Below are 26650 nucleotides of genomic sequence, written 5' to 3'. Positions count from 1 at the left end.
GGGAGCAAATTAGGCACAAGAGCCGAACATCGACCAGACACACGCGGTGAAGGGGCGGAGTGTCCGGTGACTGGTTAAAATTGTCAACAAGCCTTTGCGTGTCATCCGAAGCGGCTCCGCGGCGCATCGCAGAGGGCGAATCGGCGTATTGCATCGCTCGAACTGCGGACGCCGGCGGTCGATCGCCATGCCCAAACCTGCCGCGATGCCCGTAGAGCACCCTCGGGTTCGGTGGCCGCTACTGGACCCAGTCGACGTCGTTGCCGTTGTCGAAGTTGTCCCGCTCGTTGGGATCCTGTCTCGGGAAGAGCTGGGTCGTCATGCTGCGGATCAGCGCCTTGAACTGCGGGTCGTCGGGACCTTCGGTCCTGCCGACGGTGCCCCAGACCGAGGTCTCGTGGACCTCCTGGGAGCAGAAAGCGGCGGCGACCCGGATCCGGTCGGGATTCGCCGGGCCCGGCTGCGGCGGCTCCGCGCAGATCTTCCGGGAGTTCAAGGTCTCCTCGGGATCGAAGACCATGACCACGCGGTAGGGCGACCTGTGGTCCTCGGGCACCTGAGTAACGAAGGGCACGCGCGGACCGAAATGGGCGCCGTACATGGTGTCGGTGATGACCGCCTCGACCTTGGTCTTGGGCACCGAGAAGGGATTGCCGCGGATCTCGGTCAGCATGGCGCCCTCGCCTGCCGCGTAGCGCAGCTTGTTCGGGCTCCATTGTTGCCAATCCCACTTGTAAGTCCTCGGCCAGTCGCAGCCCGCCGCGACGGCCGCGATGCCGACCGCCAGCGCGCCGCGCATCAAAATCCGCGTATTCAGCGCCATGGCTCGATCCTCCTTGGTCAGTGCCGCGAAATCGGAAGCCGGTCCCCTCGAGGGCAAGCCTCGGTCGATTGAAGCCCGAGATGCCGCCCGAGCGACATGAACCAGATCAAACTCCCTGCCGCCGATGCCCAACGGACGGCGCCGGTCCCAGAGCGGGATGATTTGGAGTCGACTGGACTTCAAATCTGAATCCCGCTCCAGTTCAACAGTTTAGAGCACGATGACATGAGGTCGAGTCGACCTCATGTCTGAATCGTGCTCTAGCGGCGCCGTCGGGTGCTTCTGCCCGACGGGTCGTTGTCTCGCACGTTCGGCTCCAGAACCGGGAAGAGCTGGTTCGTCATCTTCCGGATCAGGGCCTGGAACTCCGGGTCGTTCGGGCCCGAGGAGCGAGGGACGGTGCCCCAGACCGAAGTCTCGTGGATATCCTGGGCGCAGAAGGCGGCGGCGACCTTGATCGTCCGGGCGTCCGGATCGCCGGCCTCCGGTTCGCCGGTGCAGAGCTCGTGGGCGGTCATGGTTTCCTTGGGGTCGAAGAGCATGACCACCCGGTAGGGCGATCTGAAGTCCTCGGGCACCTGGCTCACGAAGGGCACGGGCGGTCCGAAGTGCGACTTGTACATGGTGTCGAGGATGGTGGCGTCGACCTCCGCCTTCGGCGCGTTGAAGGGGTTGCCGCGGATCTCGGTCGGCATCGCGCCCTCCTTGGCGGCGTAGGCGAGCTTGCTGCGGCTGAACTGCTGGTAGTTCCACTTGTAGGTCGTCGGCACCGAACAGCCCGCGACCAGGGCCGCGACACCGGCGGCCAGAACGCTACGTCCGAGAATCTCTGCCTTGAATGCCATGGTCTTTTTCTCCTCGGTCGGTTTCAATCATGCCTTGAACCGCCAACCAGAAACCACTTCTCTGCATTCCAGTCCTATTGCGCCGAAGCCGCCGCGGCGCGCCATCCCGAAGCCGGGTCATCGAAGACGCTCACTTCGACCGGCGGAGAGCCGTAGCCGGCCGGCCCCTGCGCCGAGCGGTCGTCGGGATTCTGATGCGGGAAGAGCTGCATGGTCATCTGCCGGATCAAGGCCTTGAACCCCGCGTCGTCGGGTCCGGAGACCTCGGCGACCCTGCCCCAGATCGCCGTCTCGAGGAGATCCTGAGAACAGACCGCCGCCGCGATCTTGACCTGGCCCGGAGTCGGCGCGCCGGGCGCCGGATCGCCGGTGCAGAGCTCCTTGGACCTGGTGGTCTCCTCGGGATTGAACAGCATGACCACCCGATAGGGCGACTTCAGGCCCTGCGGCGCTTCGGCTTGGGTGACGAAGCGGACCAGGGGGCCGAAGTGGGCGCCGTACATGGTCTCGGTCACCGCCTTGTCGAGCTCCGCCTTGGGTCCCGTGAAGGGGTTGCCGCGGATATCGGTCAACATCGCGCCCTGGGCGGCGGCGTAGCCGAGCTTGCCGCGGCTCCACTGCTCGCGGTTCCACTTGTAGGTGGTCGGAACGCCGCAGGCGGAAACAAACACCAAAACTGCGGCCGCCGCGGCGATCCGGCCGAGAGCCTTCTCAGTCAACTCCACGGTCGCCTTCTCCCCGATCGAACTCAAAACCGCCGCAGTCCGGCGCGACAAGACGGCCGAACCCTACGTTCGCGGGCCTCGGCCGAGGAACTCCCGATCTTAACGAGAGACATAGGGTGGAGTCTTCCGCATGCAAAGGCCGGCGGCGCAAACTCAAGCAGGCGTGAAGGACAACGACGGGCCGGTGACGGCTAGCTCAGCCCGAGCCGCTGCAAAACCATGGCGCGGACGCTGAAGCGCCCCTGCGGTTCGCGCTTGAAGCGCTGCTGGAGATCGAAGGCCTCGCGCTCCAGGGGAATCGCCTCGTGAACGAAGCCGGCCTCGGCCCAGCCGGTCACGTAGCTGGTGACGAAGCCGTCGATGCCCAGGAGCCGGTATTGGACGACGTGGACCAGCTCGTGAAACAGTAGGCCGGAAGGCGCGCCCTGCACGATTCCGTCCTCGGTCGAGAGCAGCACGGTGTCATCGCAGGTGATCCCCTGCGCGGAGGTGAAGTCCGTCGGCAAGGGCGGGCCGGCGGCGATCGGCGCGTTGTAGAAGTCGGGGTTCTCGATGACCGGCACGCTCCTGAAACGCGCCTCGCGCAGCACCTCCTCATCCTCGAACAAATCGCTCTGACAATTGCCAACCGAATACCAAGGCGGCCTATTACGCCCCGCTAAAAGCGGCGATTGTCAGGCGGTTACCGCATCTGTACACCCTGTCTGTACAATCTGACGACCGCGAAATCTCCAAGTGCAAACTTCCGCGAGAATGCAATGAATCTTCCCTCGTATGAAATATTCTCAAGATTTTTACGCACCCCAAATGTTTTCCTGTATTTGATTTCTAAAAAAATAGACGTTGAAACTGTCTTTCTGATATCGCTCTACTGTGGAGCGGTTTGGGGATTCTTGCGCGCCGTTGCGCTCCGGCCACTCGACGTGCCCTATATATTTTTGTCACGCGATTCTTTTCCATCAAATTCATACGCAGTCGAGTGGGCCACCAACTCTTGGAGCCTGATCCACCAAATTGGGTATCTAGGATATTCACTTGGATTAGGTCACGGTCAGATGTCCGCTGCGATTTCCGCGGCGGCGGGCGCAGCAATGGTAGCGGGACTGGCTTTACTGCTCTATTCGATTTCCAAGAACGGGCTACTTGCCGTTTTGCTGGCGCCGCTGATTGCACGCGATGGCTTCTTTAGTATTTTCGAATCTGACTATCCAACTCAGTATATCGGCAGCGAACATTTAAGTTGGCTCGGTTCATCATTCGCAATTTTAACGCTTGGGGTTGCGGCTGTGGGCTATTTCAGATCCACGGGCTTCCTCGCAGTGCTGACGACCTGTATACATTTAATTCTTGGCTTATGGACAGTTATAATCGTTGCTTTTATAGCGGCCTTTTTGCTCCTCAAGGAAAGAAGAGAAAAATGTTCGGCAATTCTAAGAGGTCTATCATTAGGAACTTTGTTTCTTTTTGGCAGCTATTTGGTGGATCACTTTGTCTTCACCACAAAGTCTGAATTCTCGGCCGACGATCATGCATTCCTGATCTGGTCGCAATTCTGGGGACATCACAGAAACATCGACTTCAAAATTTTGCCTATCATCAGCGCATTTATTTGCGGAGCAATGATGCTATGGCTGCATGTACTCAAAGAAACTCAAGGCCTTTACCATGGCTCCAGCATTACTCTTGCCTTGTCTTTCGCCGTCGTTCTTAGCCCCTTGCCGTACATCATCAGCCATAGCGATTTGGGCGCTGCAAGCGAGATTATGGTTCGAGCCATCCCTGGTCGATTTATGATGTTCAATGTGTTTTTCGTGCAGGTTTTCTTTATCGGAACTCTGTTTCGATTTAGCTTCCGCAGAATGTGCCAAAACCGTTCCGCTAGCTTCGCTCTGATAACATTACTTATGTACTCTTTCGTGCTAGGCCTGTACATTGAAGTTAGGAACCATGAAATCATGCTGTTTTGGATTTTTGTGTTCGTGATTCTCTTGGTTTCTGCAGCCCGATTTACTCAGCGGCCAAGACCGCGAAGCAGGCTGTTTGTTCGCGCAACAAACGTCGTCATCGCAGTGGCTTTTTTCGCCGGTACCGTCTCGCTTACGGCGCTTTCATATATCGGATTTGAAAGAGCGGCATCATATGGTGATACGAACGAATGCAGGGACGTTGAATTGAAGGGCCTGGTTCTCGTCGCTTCTTACAGGCAATTTGCCATTTCACAACGCCTGTGTGCCTTGCCTGCGCTCATAGATCCGACAGCCACCAACTCGCTTCCCTACATACCCTGGGCTGCGAGCGAAATGCGCCGCATAATTTCGATCGCTTACGGCGTCAGTTTTGAGAATCCGCCCGTGGCGACACGTTACAGGGGGGCGATCGTGAAAAGCGCGTTCAAGCAAGTTTGGGAAGCGCGAACTGCCGCTGAGTGGGTCCACGTCGCAAACGAGTTCGGAGTTGACGCTGTCATGGTTCCACCGGATTGGGTGCTGGCTCTCAAGCAGCCGATCGCGGAAGGCGATTCGTACAAGTTGTATTCCCTCAGATGATGTCAAGGCAGATCCCTTGCGCCAGCAGTAAGGATACGGTAACTGAGAGCATGCGTCGGGCGCATCGCTCCTGCTGCCAGAGGAGCGCCGGCACCGTGTACTGACTGGGAAAGCGATAAACAGATTACTGGAAGAGGCCAACCTTGCGGAAACGGCGCCAGTTTTGTCCGTTCCCCGCACTGCGGCCTGAGGTATTGGCTTAATGTTCGACTATATCTTGGAACCCGCCCAGATCGTATTGGCCCTCGCAAGTGAAGAGATTTATTTGGCCGTAGCTGTTTATTTGGTTCTGCATGTATCGGCGGCGTTGCTATTTCTGCCTTGTTCGCCATTTACCTTCGTCGCCGGAGCCGCCTGGGGTCTCTGGCCTGGGCTAGCCATATCGTCTCTAACCGCCTTGACGGCCGCCGCGTTGACATTCCTGATCGGGCGGTTGGTCGGCGCCGGTAGAGCCGGACGTATATTGAGCAACAGCACGTTCGTTCGGAAATCGAGCGCGGCTCTGGGACGCATTGTCGGCACCGGTTGGGCGGCCGTCGTGATTGTGCAGGGCAATCCCTTCGTTCCCGCGTCGAGCGCAGGATACGCTTTCGGTTTTTCGGGCATGCGGTGCAGCACTTTCACGTTCACGACCTTTCTTTCCACGCTGCCACTGCAAACCGCCCTGGTCGCCTCAGGCGCTGCGGCCAAGGATGTGATTTTCCTGCACGACGTTCGAGAGCCAATCATCTACTTAATGCTCGTCTCGACCCTGGCCTTGGGCGTCTGGCTTTTCCTACGGCGACATATCCAGGCAGATCGCGTGGACGAGATCAAAAAGCAAAACTAGGAGAAAGGTTCAATGTCAGTCGGCGAAGCTCGCAGCCGGCCTTTCGTGTCCGTTGTCCTGTCGTTTTACAATGAAGAGGCGGTCATCCCGGAGCTTCTCTCTCGGCTGCGGCAGACCTTCGCGGGTGTACGCGACCAGATTTCCGGGTACGAGCTGGTTTTTGTCAACGACGCCTCGACTGACAATTCGGAGGAACTCCTCAACCGCGAGATAGAGCGGCATGGCGATATCGTCTTGATAAGTATGTCTCGCAATTTTGGGGTCTCCGAGTGTGTCTACGCCGGTTTCGCCCAATCGACGGGTGACGTCGTCATCTATATGGATTCGGATCTTCAGGATCCGCCGGAGCTTATTCCAACTCTCCTTGAGCGATGGCGGACGGACCCGGACGCGGAGGTGGTTTACACGACCCGGCGCACGCGTTCCGGCGAGCATCCCTTGAAGATGCTGCTGACCAAGGTCGGCTATCGATTTATCAACCGCATTTCGAATACCGATCTTCCGGTCGACTCAGGTGATTTCAAACTCCTGTCGCGACGGGTTGTCGACGAGGTCCTCCGATGCGAAGAGAAGTTGCCTTACCTTCGAGGGCTGGTCAGTTGGGTCGGATTCAAGCAGGTGCAGGTATACTACGACCGCGACCCAAGGTTCGACGGCCGAGCAAGCACGAAGTTTTCGGTTCTGTCCAAGCGGGTTATCTACGGCTACCTGGATCGTGCCTTGATCTCGTTCTCCGATGCGCCGCTGAAGCTCGCGCTTTTTGCGGGGTTTTTCATCGCCGGACTAGCCGCGATCTACCTGATGGCGGTTCTGGTCCAAAAGCTTTTCGGCTGGCACGAACCAGGTTGGCCGGCCATCATGGCGACGATGCTGCTTCTCGGCGGCGTCCAGTTGATCGTGCTGGGATTCATCGGCTTGTACATTAATGTGATATTTCACGAGGTCAAAAAGAGACCGAATTACATTGTAAAAAGTGTCTTATCCAAGAAGAAAAAAAATGTACAGAGTGAGTCTGGAACGGTGCGTAGCCTCAGTGCCCAGTCAAGAAAGCGCTGAGCTCGGGCCGCTTTACGTCGGTTTGTCGCGGATCGGGCCTCATCGCATCAGCCCTGTCCGAGGTCAGGCTCGTAAACAGCGATCGTGCTGCCTGAACTGCCAATCGTGATTTTGACGCTAATCAGTTTCTTCAAGGCTTCCCGCACGCCTTTTTGCTTCTCCGGCGGGACGAAGAAGAGCATAAAGCCACCGCCTCCGGCGCCCAAAATCTTGCCTCCAAGTGCGCCGGCTGCCTTGCCAGCTTCGTAGATGCTTTCGATGTAAGCAGGGCAGATATTGTCGGCGAGTTCCTGCTTCAAACGCCAGCTGTCGTGCAGCATGGCACCGATATCCCGGACGTCGCCGTGCTCGTTCTGCAGGACCGCGACCGCATCGTCGACCATACTCAGCATGGCCCGCAGCTGATGCTGCCGCTGATGGATGTTGGAGATCGTCTTTGCGGCGATTTCCGATGCGTGGCGGGTAAAGCCGGTAAAGAACAACATCATGCACGATTGGAGATCGGTGCGTCGTTCGCACGACATTACCGTGGGTGTGACCGTGAATGTTCCGTCGGACAAGAACTCGATTTTGTTGATCCCACCAAAGGCGGCCCAGATCTGATCCTGCGCCCCGACGTTTTCCCTCAGCACATCTCGCTCGATGCGGATCGCCTGTTCCGCCAGAAACCTGGCGGACGACATGCGCCCTTCGAGCGCTCGCAACGCATTGATCAGACCGACGGTGAAGGACGAACTCGACCCGAGGCCCGAGCGCGCCGGTAGATCGCCGTCGTGATGGATCTCCAATCCGTCGTCGATCTCCAGGTCCCCGAGCACGCCGCGGATCGCCGGATGCTGGATCTCCTGGATATCCGTGACGGTCTCGACTTTGGAATAAACCAAACGATGCTTGTGGGAAAAAAACGGCGGCAGGCGACGAGCACTTATGTAGCAATACTTGTCTATGGTCGTGCCGAAAACCGCACCGCCGTGCTCCCGGTACCACTCTGGATAGTCCGTTCCACCACCGAAGAGAGAAATGCGAAACGGTGTCCGACTAATAATCAACGACAACAACTCCAACTTGGGCCTGCACTTCGGATGCGGGCCGGTGTTATCAACAGGCAGACTGGAGAACTTCGCCCGCGGCGAGCAGGCTATCGGGGGTCCCGATATCGATGAATCGTCCGTGCGTTTGCCACACCATCACGGTCCGCTTGGGCAGGCGTGCGAAGAAGTCGCGCTCGATCGAGCCTGATTCGATTTCGTGAATGGATTTCAGCGCTGGCTGCTTCAGGAAGTAGATGCCGGCGTTGACCAGACCGGGCCGCCCATCCGGCTTTTCCTGAAACCCGACCAGCCGACCGTCCCGCACCTCGATCCGCCCGTACCTCGAGGTATCCTCCTGGTCGACGGCAACAAGCGAGGCGGGGGCCGGATCGGACAGCGCCGCGGCGGCAAACGCCTTGAGGTCGCAGTCCACGAAGGTGTCGCCATTCATGACGATCACCGGCGCACCAAGCTGTGCCCGGCCGAAGGTCACAGCACCCGCGGTGCCCAGCGGCTGGGGCTCAACAACCGTTTCAATGGTCAGTGCGGGCCGCGACGCGGCCGACAAATGGCTCGTCACCTGCTCGGCGCGGTGGCCCAAGAGAAACACCACGCGTTTAGCTCCTTGGGCCTCGAGCCAGTCCAGCAGCACATCGATGAACAGACCCGTTCCAATCGGCGCCAGCACCTTCGGCCGGTCCGGCAAAAGGGAACGCAAGCGCGTTCCCAGTCCACCAGCCAGAATTGCTATCGATATCTCATCGAGTCGGGCCTGCAAATGAATCCCCCTTGTTCTTCAGACCGCCTCTTGGGCCATCTCCTCCACCAGCTTTCGACGCAGCTTGGTCCTCGACATGATCTCCAGATGGTCCCGTACCCCGTGGCCAAACTTCTGGGTGATCATTTCCAAGTATCGCGTGCTTCTGAAATACTCGTGGAACGCCTTGTCGCGAAACTCGAGCACCTCGACGGACGAGATCTTTTCTGTCGGCAAAGGCTTACAGTCGTAGGAATGCTGCGAGAATCCGCTCCATGAATCCGGCAGCTCCCATCCGTGCTGAACCGCCATCGCGTAGAGTGGCGACCCCGGATAGGCCATCGCGGAATAAAAATTGGCGAACTCGCAGTTTAGCTCTTTGGCCAAGTCCAGGGTCTCGCGCATGCTCTTCAGATCGTCGTCGGGAAGACCGAAGATGTAGTTCCCGATAACGGCAATGTCGTGCATTTGAATCTTGCGGACAATGTCGCGAATCTCGTCCTGCGCGAACGACTTTTCGGCGCCGTCCCGCACATGCGCAGACCCAGATTCTATCCCCAGCGCCAGCCAGCGGATACCGGCCGACCGCAGTAGGTCGAGCATGCTCTCCTTGACGGTGTCCACGCGCGCATAGGCCCAGATGTTCAGCTCCCTCGCATAGGGCTTCGCCGCAAGACCTTCGCAGATCGCCTTCACGTGCCGATGATTGAGCACGAACATCTCATCTATGATCTTGAAGGTTTTCACCCCATAGGTGGCGTGAAGATGATCGATCTCGGCGATCACCGCTTGTGGGCTGCGCATGCGATACCGGTTGATATCGAACGGAGCGTTGATGCAACAGAAGGTGCATTTGTAGGGGCAGCCAAGCGAAGTATATATCGAGGCGTACGGCTTGCGGCGCGACAAGTCGTCGAAGCATTGCCAGTTGTGCGCGCGATAGAGCTCCATCGGCAGCAAATCCCAAGCCTGGCCGTGAAGATCGGTGTCCAGGTCCGTGATTAGGGGCGCAGGCGGGTTGATGACCACCTTGTCATTTTCGGTGTCGTGCCATACCAACCCGGCGACCTTCGTCAACTCCCGCTGCTCCGCGGGCTTTCCCAGCATCTCCAAGAGCTGCACGATGGTGACCGGACCTTCGCCTTTGCAGGCGAAATCCACCGGCTCTTCACGCAGCGTCTTCTCAGGCAGAGCAGAGACATGGCCACCGACGATGACGACCGGCAGCTCGGCGTCCCACTGTTTTATCGCCTGGCATGCGTCACGCGCGCCCACCATCTGCTGAGTCGAGGCCGAGGGCTGGTGACCGAACACGACCAGCCCAACAAGACGCGGTTGTTTCTGCACGACGATTTCGGCAATCTTCTCCGCCCCCAGGTTCAGCGCCTCGGAATCGAGGATTTCGATGCTGTAGTCGCGATCCCGCACGTACCCGCCGATCAACCGGCACCACAAGGGGGGTTCGACCGCCGTCAAATCTGCGCCAAGGTCTTGATAGATCTTCTCTCGACCACCGGGATTGATCAAAATGAGATCAAGCGGTTCTGGCATGCTGGAAATCACTCCAATTGTTCTCTCGTAGCGTGGGCTGGCGAGGCAGCAGTCTAGCCAGCCTTGACCAAAATTCCATACCCCCCGTGAGAACTCGATGAATTTTCGTCAATCCAGGCTCATCTAGGCGGCGAACTGTGTTTTCGGTGTGGCGTGCGGCATTCCGAGTGAGAATGTGAGATCGGCGGCGCCGGGCTTTGATCTGATATTGCGCGTCGTGAGGTTTCCTCGTATGTCCTCACGATCGCCCGTCCTTCCGTCTTCCAAGGTACTTGACTACGAGCAGATGACACAAGGGCAGTGCCGATATCGAAAATCGTCATCACTGTTATTGCGAAAACGGAGGTAATAAACGTGGAAACCAAGCAGGGGTCTTGCGAAGGCTTGGCAATCCGCCTGTATCAAATGCTCCGCTACATTCGGCGGGTTGAAGAGGAGATCGCTCGGGTCTATCCAAGCGACGACATCAAGTCCCCTGTTCACCTTTCGATCGGGCAGGAGTTCGTGACCGTGGCAGTGAGCGATGTCCTACGGGCGGACGACGTCTGCGGCGGCTCCTATCGCGGCCATGCCGTCTACCTGGCGCGGGGCGGCTCGCTCAAGCGCATGATTGCGGAGCTGTACGGCAAGTCCGGCGGCTGCGCCGGCGGCAAGGGCGGGTCGATGCACTTGATTGCTGCCGACAACAACGTCCTCGGGGCCTCAGCGGTCGTCGCCACGCACATACCGCACACAGCGGGCGTCGCGCTCGCCCTGAAGCGCCTAGGCGGGGACCGGATCGCGGTCTGTTTCTTCGGCGACGGTGCGACGGAGGAAGGTTGCTTTTACGAAACGGTCAATTTTGCCTCGTTGCACGGATTGCCGGTCCTTTTTGTCTGTGAGAACAACTTCTATGCGATCCACGAGCCGCTTTCGAAGCGCTGGGCAAGGAATGCCTTGGTCGAGCGGATGCAAAGCTTCGGCGTGAAGGCCCAGCGCGTGGCCGATGGTGAAATTTTTTCCGTCCGGGAAGCGGCGGCGAAGGCAGTCGAGCACGTCCGTTCGGGCAACGGCCCTGCTTTCCTGGAAGTCCATGCCTACCGCTGGAAGGAACACGTCGGCCCCAACGAGGACTTCGCCGCCGGCTATCGCTCCCGAGACGAGGCCGACTCCTGGATCGCCAACGACCAACTGACCTGGCTTGCCGGGATGGTTCCACAATCCCAGCGCGAGGCCATTGACGTTGCCATCGAAGAACAGATTCGCGAAGCCTTCGACTTCGCCGAAAATAGTCCCTTCCCAGAACCGCAGGAGCTTATGACCCATGTCTTCGCGGAATAGCTCCCAGCGCCTTCTTCGCTATGTCGACGCCCTCGCCGAAGCCGCCTGTCAGGAGATGGCAGCCGATCCCTCTGTCTTTGTGATGGGTCTGGATGTCGACGACCATAAGGCGATACAGGGCTCCACCAGCGGTTTGCTCGAAAGGTTTGGGTCCGAGCGCGTTTTCACGACGCCGTTGTCGGAAGACGCCATGACCGGTGTGGCGATTGGCGCCGCCATGGCGGGCATGCGGCCGATTCACGTGCATATTCGCATGGATTTCATGATGCTCTGCATGAACCAGCTTGTGAACATCGCGGCCAAGAGCCACTACATGTACGGCGGTCAGGTCAATGTGCCACTGGTGGTGCGGAGCATGATCGGCAAGTCGTGGGGACAAGGCGCCCAGCATTCGCAGGGCCTGCACGCGATGTTCATGCACGTGCCCGGCTTGAAGGTCGTGGCGCCCTCAAATGCGCATGATGCGAAGGGCTGCCTCATCGCGGCGATCCGCGACAACAACCCAGTCATGTTCGTGGAGCACAGGCTGCTGTACTTCACCGAGGCCTATGTGCCGGAAACCCCCTATACCGTCGAGTTCGGCGAGGCCCGCGTGATCACCAGAGGCGACGATATTAGTATCGTCGGCGTATCGAACATGGTCATGGAAGCCCTGCGCGCCCGCGACCTGCTGGCCGACGTCGGTATCAAAGCCGAGGTCATCGATCCGATCTCGCTGATCCCACTGGATGTCGAGACCATTGCGGACTCTGTGCGCAAGACCGGGCGCTTGCTCGTGGTCGACAACGCCTGGACAAGCTGCGGCGCCAGCGCCGAAATCGTTGCCCGCGTCTGCGAAATGCTGGGGCCCGAGCAGCCCCTCCAGGTGCACCGGATGGGCTTTGCGCCGACCACTTGTCCGACCACACCGGCGCTGGAGCGCCTCTTCTATGCGAACCCGGCGACGATCGCTACTGCGGCCCACAAAATGGTCCGTCCCGAGGAGGGTCATTGGGCGCCGCCGGAAGAGGCGTGCCAACTCGCCTACCAAGCCGAGTTCAAGGGACCGTTCTAGCCAGGTGCCGGCGGCTGCGGCGAAACGGCTGAACCCATCCATGTGACGAGAGAACTGTCTAAAGGACCCGATCGCCAATGTTCTATGACCTCGCCTCCTCCTCTTGGGGCCAGGAGGAAATCGATGCCATACATCGTGTCATCGACTCCGGCTTCTTCACCATGGGCAAGTGTGTGGCGCAGTTCGAGCAGACGTTCGCCGCCTACTTCGGCAAGGCCCACGGCGTGATGGTCAACTCCGGCTCCTCGGCCAACCTCGCCGGCGTGGCCGCCCTGACCTACAAGAAGGACAACCCGCTGAAGCGCGGCGATGAGGTGATTGTGCCGGCGATCTCGTGGAGTACGACATATCATCCCTTGCAGCAGTTCGGCCTGAAGCTTCGTTTCCTCGATGTCGAGCTCGAGTCCTTGAATGTCGACGTCTCCAAGCTCGAGGCGGCGCTGACGCCGAAGACCAAGGCCGTGATGGCGGTCAGCATCCTGGGCAATCCGGCCGCCCTGGATGTGATGCGCGCCTTCTGTGACGAGCATGGCCTCTACCTGTTCGAGGACAACTGCGAGTCGATGGATGCCGAACTCGGCGGCAGAAAAACCGGGACTTTCGGCGAGATAAACACCTTCAGCTTCTTTTTCTCGCACCACATCTCCACCATGGAAGGTGGCATGGTTCTGACCGACGACATGGAGCTGGCGCACCTATGCCGGTCGATTCGTGCCCATGGGTGGACCCGCGACCTGCCCGACGACACCCCGCTGTACGAACGCGGCGGCGACGACCGGTTCGAGGCTTATCGCTTCATCCTGCCGGGTTACAATCTGCGGCCGCTTGAGATGTCGGGCGCCGTCGGCCTTGAGCAGCTCAAGAAGCTGCCCGGCATGACCGCCAAGCGCCGGGCGAACTGGGCCCTGTTCCAGGAGCTGTTCGGCGGCGACGACCGCTTCATCATCCAGAAGGAAAATGGCAAGAGTTCAGCTTTTGCCTTCACGATCGTCTTGAATCCAGGCAAGGATATCGACCGGCGTAAGGTCTTTGCCGCCCTTACAGAATCCGACATCGGCTTCCGCATCATCACCGGCGGCTGCTTTTTGCGTCACGATGTCTTGAAGTACTACGACTATGACACGGTCGGCGAAATCGAGAACGCCCACATCGCGCATGACTATGGTTTCTTCGTCGGCAACCACCCCTACGACCTCTCGCCGCAGATCCACCGGCTGCGCGAAGTGCTGGATGCGGCCTGCTGACCTCTTGAGGACCCTCAGGCGAACATAGAAGCGAACGGCGACAAGAGGGAATGCGATGGTCGCGAAACTGAATGTACTGATTACTGGAGGCGCGGGCTATCTGGGCTCGATCATGGTCCCCGAGATGCTGATGGCGGGCCACCGGGTCACCGTGCTCGACAATTTCATGTTCAAGCAGAACTCTCTGGCCAGCAGCTGCGCGGATTCGAACTTCACGGTCGTCAAGGGCGATGCGCGATCGGAGGCTGTGCTTAGGCCGCTGATAAGCAAAGCCGATATCGTGATCCCCCTGGCCGCCTTGGTGGGGGCTCCGCTTTGCCGCGACGATGAGATCGCCACGGTGACGACCAACCGAGACGCCGTCGTCATGCTGACAAGGATGCTGTCGAAGGAGCAGCGGATCCTGATACCAACCACAAATTCAGGTTACGGCATCGGCGAGGCCGGTAAGTACTGTACCGAGGACACGCCGCTGCTGCCGATTTCGACTTACGGCAAGACCAAGGTCGAGGCGGAATCGGCGGTGCTGGACCGCGGCAACGCCATCAGCTTCCGTCTGGCCACCGTATTCGGCATGGCCCCGCGAATGCGCATCGATCTCCTGGTGAACGACTTCGTCTACCGCGCCGTCTATGACCGTGCCGTCGTGCTGTTCGAGGCCCATTTCAAGCGCAACTATGTTCACGTCCGCGACGTCGCCCGCGTTTTTCTGCACGGTATCGACAATTTCGAAAGCATGAAGGACGAGCCTTACAACGTCGGGCTGTCCGACGCAAACCTGTCGAAGCTGGAATTGTGCGAGCGGATTCGGAAGCGCATCCCGGCCTTCCAGGTCTTGGAGGCCCCGATCGGCGAGGACCCGGACAAACGCGACTATATCGTGTCCAACGAGAAGATCGAGAGCACAGGCTTCAAGCCGGAACACTCACTCGACGCCGGCATCGAAGAACTCATCAAGGGCTATGTCATGATCCGCGACAGCCGCTACGGCAACGTGTGACCCATGGCCGAGAAGCTGTTCGACCTGTCGGGCAAGCGCGTCTGGGTGGCCGGCCATCGCGGAATGGTCGGGTCAGCCCTTGTACGTGAGCTGGAGACGAGGAACTGCCGAATTCTGACCGTCGGCCGCGACGAACTCGACCTGCGCCGCCAAAGCGATACCGAGGCATGGATCGATGCCAATCGGCCCGATGCCATTTTCGTCAGCGCGGCCACGGTCGGCGGTATCCTGGCCAATGACACCCGGCCGGCCGACTTCATCCATGACAACCTGGCGATCGTGCACAACATCGTGCATGGCGCGCACCTCGCAAGCACCGGCAAGCTGATGTTCCTCGGTTCGTCGTGTATCTACCCTAGGCTGGCCAAGCAGCCAATGGCGGAAGCCGACTTGCTGACCGGTCCGCTCGAACCGACCAACCAGTGGTACGCGGTGGCGAAGATCGCCGGCATCAAGCTGTGCCAGGCCTACCGACGACAGTACGGTGACGATTTCATCGTGGTCGTCCCAACCAATCTGTTCGGTCCAGGTGACAATTGCGATCCGGCCGCCAGCCATGTCGTGCCGGCCATGATTCGCAAAATCACCGAGGCGCGAAAGAGCGGTGGCCCAGTCGAGATCTGGGGCACCGGGAGGCCGCGACGCGAGTTCCTTTACGTCGACGACGCGGCGCGCGCGCTGATCTTCCTTATGGAACATTACAGCGCCGAGGACGTCATCAATATCGGCGCGGGGGAAAGCGTCAGCATCTCGGAGCTGGCGCAATTGGTCGCCTCCGAGGTCGGCTATTCCGGCGGATTCCACTACGCGACCGAAAAGCCCGATGGAATGCCGAGAAAACAGCTCGACTCCACGCGAATACTCGAGCTGGGTTGGCGCCCCAGGGTGAGCCTGCGCGAAGGGCTACGCATGACCATCGATTGGCTGCAGGAAAATGCGGCTTAGGAGCGCCCGGTTTCAAACAATGGCCTTCTCAACTTCCATGCAGAGGTAGTGGTAGCAGGCGACGTGCGCCTCCTGGACACGCGGCGTGTCGCTTAAGGGGACCGCCAGCAAGACGTCGGCGAGATCGGCCAGCTTACCGCCGCCCTTGCCCGTCAGAGCTATGGTCTTCATGCCCATTTGCCGGGCCGTTTCGAAGGCGGCAATAACGTTGCTCGAGTTGCCGCTGGTGGACAGACCGATGATGGTTGAGCCCTCGGTCCCGAAAGCCTCGACCTCGCGGGCGAACTGGGTCTCATAGGAGTAGTCGTTGCTCCAGGCCGTCGAGGCCGCCAGGTTGATGCCCAGCGCAATAACCGGCAGGCCTTGCCGTTCGACCTTGAAACGCGACACCAGCTCGCCGCTGATGTGCAAGCTGTCCGCCATGGATCCGCCGTTTCCGCAGACCAGGACCGGGCGTCTGTTCCTGACCGCATCGGCGACAAGTCCGATCGCCCGCTCCATGCAGCCGTCTAGATCGGCGTTCGCGGCGGCCCGGATGTTGTCGGCGGTTTCTTTCAGGTATCGAGACAGCATGTCACGGCCCTTCTAGCTCTCGCATGTCTCCAATTCGCGGAGACTAGCAGCTTGGTTGGAAATCGATCTAGATTTTGGACAGCGCGGTTTCGACGACGGATTGCAGGCAGCCACCGGTGAAGAGAACGCCAGGCAGCCCGGCGGCCTCGGCGGCCTCGATGTCGCTTTGCTTGTCGCCGAACATAACACTCCCAGCCGTGATGACCGGCCAATCACGAAGCAAGCTGAGGATCATGCCGGGGCGCGGCTTGCGGCAGAAGCAGGACTTGGCGAAGGCGGGGACCGAACCCTCGGGGTGATGAGGACAATAGCGAAAATCGTCGATCCGCGCGCCTTGCTCGAGAATCTCGTCGTTCATGTAGCGGTGTAGCCGACGCACCGCCCTTTCGTCGTAATAGCCGTGCGCTATGCCGGCCTGGTTGGTCACCACGAAAACAAAGTACCCTGAGTCGTTGCAGAACTTGATCGCTTGCCGGGCGGTTCCCATCCAGCGGAAGTCCTCGATTCGATGAGTATAGCCGGCATCGTGATTGAGCACGCCGTCACGGTCGAAGAAGACGGCAGGACGGGGTTGAAGAGGCGTGCGGGGCATATGTGATAAACCGATCAGGATTGCCTGCTTAACCTAGTTCCCACAGTTCCGCAACGCCGTGGTCGGCCCTGTGAGCTGGATGCCACGGGTGGCATCAATGCAGTCAGAGGACAGAAGTCACACGGTGCTTTCGTGCATTCTGGTTGTGTCCCCCAGCTCCCACACCAGCCGCAGGGACACAAACCCCCCGGCTGAGAGAGACCCTGTACCGCAGCTGATGCCAAGGAGCGTTGATACTGACCCATTTGACCGGGTTTGCTTGCCCGCCCGTCAGGCGCGCTTCGCGCAGCGGTGCTGGGCACCGTAAGCGGAGCGCAACGCAGCGGGCCGCCGCGCGCCATCAAATGGGTCAGTATCAACGCTCCCTGGTAAAAGAGAGGCTGGATGTCGACAATGCCTGGGAATCTACGTCCCAAACTATTCGGGCTTTCGCATGCCTCCAATTCGCCAGGAGTTGAGTGCAGCAGCCCGATCGAAGCGATGCAGGTAATCCGGTTTCTGGGAGACAAAGAGAGATACGGACACAATGCGGACACAAGATAGGTCTCGATGGGTCGCGTACAGAACGTCGCGTGAACTGCCCGTCAAATAGAAGAAGATGGTGCCGAAGGGGAGAATCGAACTCCCGACCTACTGATTACGAATCAGTTGCTCTACCGCTGAGCTACTTCGGCTCGATCGCCTGAGGGCCGGGCCCGTGAAGGCCGCTGGCATGAACGCGGGCGGAAGGTAATGCAGGCTGCGGCCGCGCGTCAACGCCGGCGGTTAGCCGCCCTCGACCCGGCGGCTCCTGGCCGGCAGCGCCTCGATGGTCGTGCCCGAGGCGGCCGCGGACGGCGGTGGCGCTGCCTCGGCAACCTGGGATTCGGCCAAGAGGGGCGCAGCGACGCTGGGCGGACGGCGCCAGGCGATGGCGTCGAAGCTCTTGCAGGCGGCACAGGTCGCGCTCCATTCCGGCCCGGTGGTGCCGCAGGTGCCACAGACCCAGGCCGGCTCGGCCGGGGCCTGGGTCGCCTTGTCCAGCCAGTTGCGCGCGGCGGCGACGTCGCCGTGCTCGGAGTCCTCCAGCTTGGCCATGAGGCGGCAGATCGCCTCGCCGGGGCCGACGTCCTGGGCGGCGGCCAGGTAGCGCCGGGCCTCGCCCCAGAGCCGGGCATCGAGGGCGGCCCGGGCCCGGGCCAGAAGGCTCTCCCGATGCTCCGGCGCTGTCTCGGTCAGGCGCACGATGGCCTTGAGGCCCGAGACCCCCTTGCCCTCGCCGAGGGCGCGCAGGTAGAGCTCGGCCAGGCGCGGGTGCGGCGCCTTGGGCCAGGCCCGCTCGGCCAGCTTGGCCGCCGCCCGGTCCTTGCCCTCGGCGAGCAGGATCTCGGCCTCTATAAGGGTGCCGGGCAGGAGGTCCTCGGTCAGCTTGCCGGCCTCGCGCAGATGCTTAAGGGCGCGCGGGTTGTCGCCGGCGGCCTGCGCCTCCTGGGCCTGGGCGACCAGCAGCACGGCGCGGCGCCGGCTCGCCTCGGCCGGCGGCAGGGCCCGAGCCTTGCGGGCGCGGGTGACGCTGTCCTGGGCGCCGGCCAGGTCGCCGCGCTGGAGCTGCAGATCGAGGAGGCCGTTGATCACCCAATGGGCATCGGGGCGGATCCTGCGGGCCTGCTCCAGGTAGTCCAGCGCCAGGGCCTGGTCACCGTCGCGCAGGGCCTGCATCAAGAGCCCGCGCAGGCCCATGAAGCGGGTCTCGTCGCGCTCCAGCATCGACTTGAAATAGCGCTTGGCCGCCGCCTCGTCGCCGCCGAGCTGAGCGGCCTGGGCCTGCAGCAGCATGGTCAAAGGCGGCTCGTCGAGCAGGACCTCGGCCTTCTTGGCCATGCGCCGGGCCTCCTCGGCGTCGCCGGCAGCGACCGCGACCATGCCCTGGGTCAGCGCCTTGTAGCCGCGCCGCTTGCGTCCCGCGAGGATCGAGTCGGACGCCAGAAAGGGCGCCCGGCGGAGCTGGCGCCAGATATAGTAGAAGCTGGCCCCGATCAGCACCGCAACGTAGACCGCCAGCAGCAGCACGCCGACCGAGGTCTCGATGCGGTAGCCCTGCCAGGTCAGGCTGAGCTCGCCCGGCCGCTCGGCCAACCAGAAGGCGATCGCGACCAGGATCGCAAGCTTTAAGAAGTAGAAAAGGGACCGCCACATGCCCGCCACCGCCCTGCGCCTACTGCGGGTCCGGGTCAGTGGCGGCGTCGCCGGCGGACTCGGCCGCCGGGTCCGGCCCCCTCTGCGTTGCCGTCTCGGACTCCGGCTCGGGCGCCGTTTCGGGCTCCGTCTCCGCCGCAGCCTCGGCCTCCGTTTCGGCTTCCGTTTCGGGCGCCGGGTCTTGCGCGGCCGCCAGGCTGGGCGCCAGGCTCTCGACCACCCGTCCGCCCAGCAACTGCAGCGCGTCCTCGGCCGCGCCGCGGGCCCGGGCGGCCCGGCGCCAGTCGGCGGCCGCCGCCGCGGCCCGACCGGACAGCCCGTCCAGCTCGGCCAGGGCGCCGGCCAGGTCGCCGGCCGCGACCCGGGCCTCGGCCCGCGCCGCGACCGCGCCGGGGTCCTCGCCGACGGCATCGCCGCCCACCGGCCGCACCGTCACCAGGTCGCTCAGCCGCCGCCGCACCCCGGCGAGCCAGCCTTCCTCGCCGGCGCCGGCGCCGGCCGCGGCGATCGCGCGCGCGACCTGGGGAAACTCGGCGCGCAGGCTCTCCCGGGTCGGGATCCCGGCGGCGGCGTTGGGCGCCAGGGTGTCGAGCACCGCGGCCAGCTCGGCGTCGCCACCGGCCAGGCGGGTCAGGGCGTCCAGTTCGCGCGCGAAGGGCGCCGACCGCCGCAGCGCGTCGCGCAGCTGGGCGATGGCCAGCACCACGGCGACCTGCTCCGGCAGGGCGATGCGGCCGTCCGGTCCGACCTGCGGCAGCGCCACCAGCCGCCCTTCGATCGCGTCCAGGCGCGCGGCCAGGTCGTCCAGGTCGGCCCGCAGCGCCTCGTCGGCGCCGGTCCGGCGGCCGAGCTGGGCGACCCGGCGGTCCAGGCTCGAGAGTCGCGCCTCCAGTCCCGAGAGGGCGGCCTGAGCCTCGCTGCTGGTCGAGGCGCCGGCACCGACCTCGGCCTCGACCCGCGACAGGGCAGCGCGCAGGCGACCGATCTCGGCGGCGAACTCGGCCCCGGCGGCGCCTTCCTGGGCCGAGAGCGCCCGCTCCAGCGCGTCGAGCCGTTCCAGCAGCTCGGGCGAAGGCTCGGCCACGACCACGCCGCTCGGCTCGCCCAGCAGGGGCAGCCAGGTGTCGCGGCTCAGCACCGCAATCCCCAGCCCGCCCAGGAACACCAAAGCCCCCAGCAGGAAGCCGAAGAGCCAGCCGCCGCCACCGCTCAGCGGCGCCGACGATGACCTGGAACCGCGGCCGGCGGCCGCTGCCGTCGCCATGCTGCTGCGCGGTGCCGGCTTTGCGTCCGAGGGCGGTTCGGCCGGCTCTGGCGCGTCTGGTTTCGAGAGGTCGGACTTCCGGGTTTCCGGCTTGGCGGCTTCGGGCCGGGGCGCTTCAGGCTTGGGCGTTTCGGGTTTCGGGCCGGGAAGCTTGGCCGGCCCGGAAGGTTCGGCGGAAGCCGCGGCCGTTCGCTTGCCGGCCGCGTCAAGCTCTTCGTCCGGCAGCGCGATGCCGCCGGCGGCCGCGGCCGCCCGGATCTGGCCGTGGCGCCCCTTGGGGATCACGCCGCGCTCGCGCCAGCCCTGGACCGTGCTGACCGCGATGCCCAGCTTCTGCGCCATAGGCCGGATGCCGCCGAAACGGCCGATGACCGAGACCGCGGCGGACTCCGTCTCGCCATTTGCCTTCTCGCCGGACGCCGCCACGCCGTCCTGTTCCGCCATGCCCTTGTCCTTGCTTTCCCCCGCATCGGACCGCCCCTGCGCCGCCGGGCGGTCGAGGAGCGCCAACAGCGCCTCGGTCTCCGGACGCGCCGAGACCTCCAGCGCCGTCCAGCCTCGTGCCTCCAGCACCGCCGCCACCGCGGCGCTGAGGCAGAATGCCCGGAGCGACCGGCAGGCCTCCGCCAGGCCGGCCTCGCGGACCAGGGCGGCGAAGGTCTCGGCGCTGCGCGGCGAGAACAGTGCGACCGCGTCCACCTGGCCGGCGCGCAGCGCCGCCTGCGCGGCGTCCGACAGCCGGGCCGCCGCCTCGGCGGTATAGAGCACCGCCCGGGTCACCGTAAAGCCCGCAGCCTCCAGCTCGCCCTTGAGGTCGCCGGCCAGGCTCGACCCGGCGGCGTGCAGCAGGACCCCGTCGTCCGGCGAGAGTCGGGCGCGGACCAGGCGGGCCAGGGCCTCGACGTCGCCCTCGGCGCTCTCGACCTTGGAGAAGCCCGCCGCCTTCGCCGCCTCGGCCGAGGCCGGCCCGACCGCGAAGACCGGAAGCTCGCGCCGCTCGGTCAGGGCGGCGAAGGCGCGCAGGCCGTTGGCACTGGTCGCCAGCAGGGCCTGGAAGGCGTCCAGCTCCGCCGGCAGGGCCGAACGCTCGGCCAGCTTGATCTCGAGCAGGGGCTCGATCAGGGCCTCGTGGCCGCGCGCCGCCAAGGCTGCGGCGAAGGCCTCGGCGTCGGGCCGGGGGCGGGTGACCAGGACCCGCATTACAGATGCCCCAGGGCCTTGAAGAAGTCCTCGCCGGCCTCGATCCGCAGCTCCTGGCCCAGAGCCCGGCCGAGGCCCTCGGCCTCCGCAGGCGCGCTCTCGGCCTCGGCGCGGAAGACCCGGCTGCCGTCGGGGGCGGCGACCAGGGCGCGCAGGCGCAGGCGGCCGCCGCTCAGCTCGGCGTAGGCCGCGATCGGGGTGCGACAGGAGCCGTCGAGCACCTCCAGGCAGGCCCGCTCGGCGCCGACCCGCAGGGCCGAGTCGGCGTCGTTCAAGGGCGCCAGCAGGGCTTTGGCCGCGTCGTCGGCATGGCGCACCTCGAGGCCGATGGCGCCCTGGGCCACGGCCGGCAGCATCTCCTCGGGCGCCAGGGCCGCGGTGATGCGATCGGCCTGGCCCAGCCGGCGCAGGCCGGCGACCGCCAGCAGGGTCGCGTCGACCCGGCCCTCCTCAAGCTTGCGCAGGCGGGTGTCGACGTTGCCGCGGATCGGCACGACCTCCAGGTCGGGCCGGGCGGCCAGGATCTGGGCCTGACGGCGCAGGCTGACCGTGCCGACCACGGCGCCGGCGGGCAGGGCGGCCAGGCTATCGCCGGCGCCCGAGAAGAGCGCGTCGCGGGCGTCCTCGCGGGGCAGGATGGTGCCGATCTCCAGGCCCTCGGGCAGCCAGGTCGGAACGTCCTTCATGGAGTGCACGGCGAGGTCGATGCGGCCCGCGATCAGGGCCTCCTCGATCTCCTTGGTGAAGAGGCCCTTGCCGCCGATCTCCGCCAGGGGGCGGCTGCGGTCGCGGTCGCCGGTGGTGGTGATCACGACGATCTGCAGCCGCCGCTCTTCCGCCAGGTCCGGGTGCGCCGCGATCAGGCGCTGCCGCACCTCCTGGGCCTGGGCGAGGGCCAGCGGGCTGCCCCGGGTGCCGATGCGCCAGGTCTTCATCGCCAGCGCCGGCCACCGGCCGCGAAGATCGTGCGGCCCCCTGCGGCGTCCTGTCCCTTGTGCATCCGGCCTCGGCTCCGCTAAGTCTCTCACGTGGCTGGGCAGTGCCCAGATATAAAGAGAGCGAAGGCTCCCTGAAAGCGGAGATCGGCCGGGGACGCGGATCGGCATGCGGATTTTGGGCATCGAGACCAGTTGCGACGAGACCGCCGCCGCCGTGGTGACGGCGAAGCGGGAGATCCTGTCCAACCTGGTGCTCTCCCAGCTCGAGGAGCACAGCCCTTTCGGCGGGGTGGTGCCCGAGATCGCCGCGCGCAGCCATCTGGAGCACCTGGACGGCCTGATCGCCCGGGCCCTGGTCGAGGCCGACCTGGGCTTCGCGGACCTGGACGGCGTCGCGGCCACCGCCGGACCCGGGCTGATCGGCGGGGTCTTCGTCGGCGTGATGACCGCCAAGGCCATCGCCGCCGCCCGCAGGCTGCCTTTCCTGGCGATCAACCACCTGGAGGGCCACGCCCTCAGCGCCCGCCTGACCGAAGAGCTGGACTTTCCCTATCTGCTGCTGCTGGTCTCGGGCGGGCACTGCCAGCTTCTCGCGGTCGAGGGGGTCGGGGCCTACCGCCGCCTGGGCACCACGGTCGACGACGCTGCCGGCGAGGCCTTCGACAAGACCGCCAAGCTCCTCGGCCTGGGCTATCCCGGCGGCCCGGCGGTCGAGCGCGCCGCCGCCGAGGGCGAGACCGGACACTTCGAGCTGCCGCGGCCGATGAAGGGGCGCGACAGCCTGGACTTCTCCTTCTCGGGCCTGAAGACCGCCGTGCGCCACGTCGTCGCCGCCATGGAACCGCGCCCGGGGGGAAACTCGCCGGCGGTCAGGAACCTGGCAGCCGACTTCCAGGCCGCCGTGGGCGACGTGCTGGCCGACCGCTGCCGACGCGCCCTGGCGCGCTTCGCAGCCGACTACGGGCAGCCCAGCCCGCTGGTTGTGGCCGGCGGCGTCGCGGCCAACCACTACCTGCGCGCGCGCCTCAGCGCGGTCGCCGCCGAGGCCGGGGCCGCGCTGCTGGCGCCGCCGCCCTGGCTCTGCACCGACAACGCCGCCATGATCGCCTGGGCCGGGGTCGAGCGCCTGCGATTGGGCCTCGGCGATCCCTTGGATTTCGCCCCGCGGCCGCGCTGGCCGCTCGAGCAACTGCGCCGCCCGCCGCCAGGCACCACGGCGGCCGACACCGGAGGCACCATGCCATGAGCGAGACCAACGCGGGCCCGCAGGCTCGAGTCAGGGGCGTCTTCGCGACCCCGGTCGCCACCCTGATGCTGGCCGACGCGGCGGCGCTCAACGAGGCCCTCAAGGCGACCATCCTGGCCCGCGAGGAAAGCCACCCCTCGACCAAGCACTCCAACCGCGGCGGCTGGCAGTCGACCTGGGACTTCCCCGAGTGGGGCGGTCCCGCCGCGCAGCGGGTCCTGGACGCCGCCCGCCGCCTCGCCGACCAGCTGACCTGCAACCGCCAGGGCCAGCGCCAGCAGGTGAGCTGGAAGATGAACGCCTGGGCCAACGTCAACCGGGACGGTCACGGCAACGAGTTCCACACCCACCCCGGCGCCTTCTGGTCCGGCAGCTACTACGTCGACGACGCCGGCATCGGCGCCGACCCGGCCCTGGGCGGCCAGTTCGAGATCCAGGATCCGCGCGGCGTGGCGCCGGCGATGTACGCCCCGGGCCTGGCCTTCGCGGTGCCGGGTGGGCAGTCCTGCGGCGCCTCCGAGATCGTGACGCCGCGCAGCGGCATGATCCTGATGTTCCCGAGCTGGCTGTCCCACGCCGTGCGGCCCTATTCGGGCGGCGGCACCCGGATCTCCATCGCCTTCAACTTCAGCATCTAGGGGCAGGGCTTTGGCCGGGGCGGGAGCCATCCAGCGGGTCGCGGTCCTCGGCGCCGGGGCCTGGGGCACGGCGCTGGCGGCGGCGCTGCAGCGCGCCGGGCGCGAGGTCCTGCTCTGGTCCCGGCGCGCCGAGCTGGCGGAGGAGATCAACCGGCGCCACGCGAACCCCGACTACCTGCCCAACGTGAGCCTGGATGCCGCGATCCGGGCCAGTGGCGACCTGGCCGAGGCCGCCGAGCGCGACGCCCTGCTGCTGGTCACCCCGGCGCAGCACCTGCGCAGGCTCTGCCGGGACCTGGCCGGCAAGCTGAAGCCGGGGCGGCCCCTGGTGATCTGTTCCAAGGGGATCGAGCAGGGCAGCCTCGCCCTGATGACCGAGGCCGCCGCCGAGGCCCTGCCGGGCCAGCCCCTGGCGGTGCTCTCGGGCCCCAATTTCGCCAAGGAGGTCGCCGCCGGCCTGCCGGCCGCGACCACCCTGGCGGCCAGCGACGAGGCCCTGGCCCGGGCCCTGGTCGAAGCGCTGGGCAGTCGCAGCTTCCGACCCTACGTCTCCGACGACCCGGTCGGCGCCCAGGTCGGCGGCGCGGTCAAGAACGTCATCGCTATCGCCTGCGGCATCGTCACCGGCCGCCGGCTCGGCGACAACGCCCGGGCGGCCCTGATCACCCGCGGCCTGGCCGAGGTCGTGCGTCTGGGGGTCGCCCTGGGCGCCCGGCCCGAGACCCTGATGGGCCTCTCGGGCCTGGGCGACCTGACCCTGACCTGCAGCGCCATGCAGTCGCGCAACTACTCCCTGGGCGTCGCCCTGGGCCACGGCGAGCGGATCGACGCGGTCCTCGGCGCCCGGCGCTCGGTCGCCGAGGGCGTGTTCTCCGCCGCTGCGGTCGCGGCTCTGGCCGAGCGCCAGGGCGTCGAGATGCCGATCTGCGCGGCCGTCGACCGGGTGGTCAACGCCGGCGCCGACCTCGACGAGACCATCGCCGGCCTGCTGAACCGGCCCTTCACCAGCGAGCACGCCAGGCCTTAGCGTTCAGGAGCGGAATCACCGCCGCCCGCTGGCGAGGCGGCGCGATTCCGGGTGCGCGCGCAGACGGGCCATGGCCCAGACCCCGAGGAAGGGGCCGATGGCGAGCGGCGCGAAGGCGTAGCGCCAGCCCAGCCAGTCGACCAGGTGGGGCATGAGGTGGATGGTGATCAGGGTCAGAAGGAAGCCGAGGCTGGTCTGCACCGTCAGCATGGTACCGACCAGGTGGCGCTCGGAAAGCTCCGCGATCGAGGAGGAGAACTGGGCCGAGTCCGCCGCGATGGAGACGCCCCAGACCAGGCAGAGCAGGATCAGCAGCCAGGGCGCCGCGCCGAAGAGGAAGCCGACCGCCAGCGCGCAGCTGCCGCTGACCGCCATGGCCAGCATGGTGAGCGTGGTCCGGCCCCAGCGGTCGGCGAAGAAGCCGGCACCCAGACAGCCCAGGCCGCCGGCGGCGATGGTTGCGAAGGTGACCAGCTTGGCCCAGAGCGGGGCCTGATCGGGCGCCAGGCTGAGCGCGAAGCTGGCCTGCAGGAAGGCGCCGATCCAGGCCCACATCGCGTAGAGCTCCCACATGTGGCCGAGATAGCCGAAGTTGGCGAGGCGCAGCGGCAGGTGGCGCCAGGCGGTGAGGGCGAACCTGGCCTCGAAGCGGGCCGCCGCCTGCAGGCGCGGGCCGAGGCCGACCAGGTTGATGAAGAGTGCGGACAGCAGCCCGGCAACCGAAGCCGTCGCGATGGTGAAGCGCCAGTCGACCCCGCCGAGGGCGTTGAAAAGATGTGGCGAGGCGGTGCCCAGGACGATGGCGCCGACCAGAAAGCCGACCAGCAGCCCCATGTCGTCGACCGCCCAGGAGGCGGCGACCTTCATGCCGACCGGATAGATCCCGGCCATGCAGGCCCCGGTCACCAGGCGCAGCAGGACGATGCCGGCCTGGCCACCGGCGGTGCCGGGATCGGCGAGCAGGATCCCGGCGTTGGCCAGGCTGGCGACCAGGGCCGAGGCCATGATGAAGCGACGCGGGTCGAGCCGGTCGGCCAGGCCGAGCACGGCGCTGGCCAGGGAGCCGGCGACGAAGCCGAGGGCCACCGCCGAGGTGAAAAGCGACTGAGTGAAGGCCGAGAGCTCATGCTCTGCTTGCAGGGCGGGGATCACCGCGGTCGCGGAGAACCACAGGGCCATGGCGGCGATCTGGCAGAGCGCCAGCAGGGCCAGAGAGGGCCACTTGCGTCCCGCGATCGAAGTCCCCAACCCCACGTCGCCTGTTCCCCCTG

At 64.5% G+C, this 26650-nt stretch carries 24 protein-coding genes and 1 tRNA gene; 11 read left to right on the top strand and 14 right to left on the bottom strand.

Going from position 1 to position 26650, the window contains the following annotated elements; genetic code table 11:
- Positions 1 to 238 precede the first annotated feature (238 nt).
- The 4 genes from QNJ30_08630 to QNJ30_08615 form a co-directional block, all read right to left on the bottom strand.
- A complete protein-coding gene (locus QNJ30_08630) occupies positions 239 to 823 on the bottom strand; it encodes a hypothetical protein (GenBank protein ID MDJ0943516.1) in 585 nt (194 codons plus the stop codon).
- 260 nt (positions 824 to 1083) lie between these two features.
- On the bottom strand, positions 1084 to 1668 hold the full coding sequence (locus QNJ30_08625; GenBank protein MDJ0943515.1) for a hypothetical protein: 585 nt from the start codon (positions 1666 to 1668) through the stop codon (positions 1084 to 1086).
- 74 nt (positions 1669 to 1742) lie between these two features.
- The gene (locus QNJ30_08620) at positions 1743 to 2393 is read right to left on the bottom strand and encodes a hypothetical protein (protein ID MDJ0943514.1); all 651 of its coding nucleotides are present in this window, start codon (positions 2391 to 2393) and stop codon (positions 1743 to 1745) included.
- 191 nt (positions 2394 to 2584) lie between these two features.
- Positions 2585 to 3001 (bottom strand): hypothetical protein, encoded by a 417-nt coding sequence (locus QNJ30_08615; protein MDJ0943513.1) that lies wholly within the window; start codon positions 2999 to 3001, stop codon positions 2585 to 2587.
- Positions 3002 to 3151: 150 nt separating this feature from the next.
- On the opposite strand from QNJ30_08615, the gene QNJ30_08610 reads away from it, so the two are divergent.
- From QNJ30_08610 to QNJ30_08600, 3 genes are all read left to right on the top strand, one after another.
- Positions 3152 to 4939: a hypothetical protein gene (locus QNJ30_08610; GenBank protein ID MDJ0943512.1), complete on the top strand. Its 1788-nt coding sequence runs from the start codon at positions 3152 to 3154 to the stop codon at positions 4937 to 4939.
- 202 nt (positions 4940 to 5141) lie between these two features.
- Positions 5142 to 5768, top strand: a complete 627-nt coding sequence (locus QNJ30_08605) for a VTT domain-containing protein (GenBank protein MDJ0943511.1) — start codon at positions 5142 to 5144, stop codon at positions 5766 to 5768.
- A gap of 12 nt (positions 5769 to 5780) precedes the next feature.
- Positions 5781 to 6824 carry a glycosyltransferase family 2 protein gene (locus tag QNJ30_08600; GenBank protein MDJ0943510.1) on the top strand — a complete coding sequence of 348 codons (1044 nt, stop codon included), beginning with the start codon at positions 5781 to 5783 and terminating at the stop codon, positions 6822 to 6824.
- A 47-nt stretch (positions 6825 to 6871) separates the two neighbouring features.
- Here QNJ30_08600 and QNJ30_08595 read toward each other — a convergent pair whose 3' ends face one another.
- Genes QNJ30_08595 through QNJ30_08585 form a run of 3 tightly spaced genes read right to left on the bottom strand, consistent with a single transcriptional unit; the run spans position 6872 to position 10163 of the window.
- A complete protein-coding gene (locus QNJ30_08595; protein MDJ0943509.1) occupies positions 6872 to 7888 on the bottom strand; it encodes a kinase in 1017 nt (338 codons plus the stop codon).
- Positions 7889 to 7922: 34 nt separating this feature from the next.
- The gene (locus tag QNJ30_08590) at positions 7923 to 8633 is read right to left on the bottom strand and encodes a sugar phosphate nucleotidyltransferase (GenBank protein MDJ0943508.1); all 711 of its coding nucleotides are present in this window, start codon (positions 8631 to 8633) and stop codon (positions 7923 to 7925) included.
- Positions 8634 to 8651: 18 nt separating this feature from the next.
- Positions 8652 to 10163 (bottom strand): radical SAM protein, encoded by a 1512-nt coding sequence (locus QNJ30_08585; GenBank protein MDJ0943507.1) that lies wholly within the window; start codon positions 10161 to 10163, stop codon positions 8652 to 8654.
- Positions 10164 to 10517: 354 nt separating this feature from the next.
- On the opposite strand from QNJ30_08585, the gene QNJ30_08580 reads away from it, so the two are divergent.
- From QNJ30_08580 to QNJ30_08560, 5 genes are all read left to right on the top strand, one after another.
- Positions 10518 to 11483: a thiamine pyrophosphate-dependent dehydrogenase E1 component subunit alpha gene (locus QNJ30_08580; GenBank protein ID MDJ0943506.1), complete on the top strand. Its 966-nt coding sequence runs from the start codon at positions 10518 to 10520 to the stop codon at positions 11481 to 11483.
- Positions 11467 to 12537, top strand: a complete 1071-nt coding sequence (locus tag QNJ30_08575) for a transketolase C-terminal domain-containing protein (protein ID MDJ0943505.1) — start codon at positions 11467 to 11469, stop codon at positions 12535 to 12537. The genes QNJ30_08580 and QNJ30_08575 overlap by 17 nt, the downstream gene beginning before the upstream one ends.
- 77 nt (positions 12538 to 12614) lie before the next feature.
- Positions 12615 to 13781, top strand: a complete 1167-nt coding sequence (locus tag QNJ30_08570; GenBank protein MDJ0943504.1) for a DegT/DnrJ/EryC1/StrS family aminotransferase — start codon at positions 12615 to 12617, stop codon at positions 13779 to 13781.
- Between the two features lie 55 nt (positions 13782 to 13836).
- On the top strand, positions 13837 to 14781 hold the full coding sequence (locus QNJ30_08565) for an SDR family oxidoreductase (GenBank protein ID MDJ0943503.1): 945 nt from the start codon (positions 13837 to 13839) through the stop codon (positions 14779 to 14781).
- 3 nt (positions 14782 to 14784) lie between these two features.
- A complete protein-coding gene (locus QNJ30_08560) occupies positions 14785 to 15726 on the top strand; it encodes a GDP-L-fucose synthase (protein MDJ0943502.1) in 942 nt (313 codons plus the stop codon).
- A 12-nt stretch (positions 15727 to 15738) separates the two neighbouring features.
- Here the strand turns inward: QNJ30_08560 and QNJ30_08555 are convergent, their stop codons facing one another.
- From QNJ30_08555 to hemC, 6 genes are all read right to left on the bottom strand, one after another.
- Positions 15739 to 16299: an SIS domain-containing protein gene (locus QNJ30_08555; GenBank protein ID MDJ0943501.1), complete on the bottom strand. Its 561-nt coding sequence runs from the start codon at positions 16297 to 16299 to the stop codon at positions 15739 to 15741.
- A gap of 67 nt (positions 16300 to 16366) precedes the next feature.
- On the bottom strand, positions 16367 to 16891 hold the full coding sequence (locus tag QNJ30_08550) for an HAD family hydrolase (GenBank protein ID MDJ0943500.1): 525 nt from the start codon (positions 16889 to 16891) through the stop codon (positions 16367 to 16369).
- Positions 16892 to 17490: 599 nt separating this feature from the next.
- Positions 17491 to 17565: transfer RNA gene (locus tag QNJ30_08545), tRNA-Thr, on the bottom strand.
- 91 nt (positions 17566 to 17656) lie between these two features.
- Entirely contained in the window at positions 17657 to 19066 is a 1410-nt protein-coding gene (locus QNJ30_08540; protein ID MDJ0943499.1) for a heme biosynthesis HemY N-terminal domain-containing protein, read from the bottom strand.
- 19 nt (positions 19067 to 19085) lie between these two features.
- The gene (locus QNJ30_08535) at positions 19086 to 21530 is read right to left on the bottom strand and encodes a uroporphyrinogen-III synthase (protein ID MDJ0943498.1); all 2445 of its coding nucleotides are present in this window, start codon (positions 21528 to 21530) and stop codon (positions 19086 to 19088) included.
- Positions 21530 to 22465 (bottom strand): hydroxymethylbilane synthase, encoded by a 936-nt coding sequence (gene hemC / locus QNJ30_08530; protein ID MDJ0943497.1) that lies wholly within the window; start codon positions 22463 to 22465, stop codon positions 21530 to 21532. The genes QNJ30_08535 and hemC overlap by 1 nt, the downstream gene beginning before the upstream one ends.
- Before the next feature lie 169 nt (positions 22466 to 22634).
- Between hemC and tsaD the strand changes: the two genes are divergently transcribed.
- From tsaD to QNJ30_08515, 3 genes are read left to right on the top strand one after another with little or no spacing between them, the layout of a single operon-like run.
- Positions 22635 to 23714, top strand: a complete 1080-nt coding sequence (gene tsaD, locus QNJ30_08525; protein ID MDJ0943496.1) for a tRNA (adenosine(37)-N6)-threonylcarbamoyltransferase complex transferase subunit TsaD — start codon at positions 22635 to 22637, stop codon at positions 23712 to 23714.
- Complete coding sequence (locus QNJ30_08520; protein ID MDJ0943495.1) at positions 23711 to 24352, top strand: TIGR02466 family protein; 642 nt, start codon at positions 23711 to 23713, stop codon at positions 24350 to 24352. The genes tsaD and QNJ30_08520 overlap by 4 nt, the downstream gene beginning before the upstream one ends.
- 10 nt (positions 24353 to 24362) lie before the next feature.
- Positions 24363 to 25379 carry an NAD(P)H-dependent glycerol-3-phosphate dehydrogenase gene (locus tag QNJ30_08515; protein MDJ0943494.1) on the top strand — a complete coding sequence of 339 codons (1017 nt, stop codon included), beginning with the start codon at positions 24363 to 24365 and terminating at the stop codon, positions 25377 to 25379.
- Between the two features lie 15 nt (positions 25380 to 25394).
- Here the strand turns inward: QNJ30_08515 and QNJ30_08510 are convergent, their stop codons facing one another.
- Positions 25395 to 26627 (bottom strand): MFS transporter, encoded by a 1233-nt coding sequence (locus QNJ30_08510; GenBank protein MDJ0943493.1) that lies wholly within the window; start codon positions 26625 to 26627, stop codon positions 25395 to 25397.
- Between the last annotated feature and the right edge of the window lie 23 nt (positions 26628 to 26650).

This window comes from Kiloniellales bacterium, assembly GCA_030066685.1.
In the GTDB taxonomy this organism is placed as follows: domain Bacteria; phylum Pseudomonadota; class Alphaproteobacteria; order Kiloniellales; family JAKSBE01; genus JAKSBE01.
Note: the sequence above shows the minus strand (reverse complement) of the source record. Positions and strands in the feature narration are given on the sequence as shown.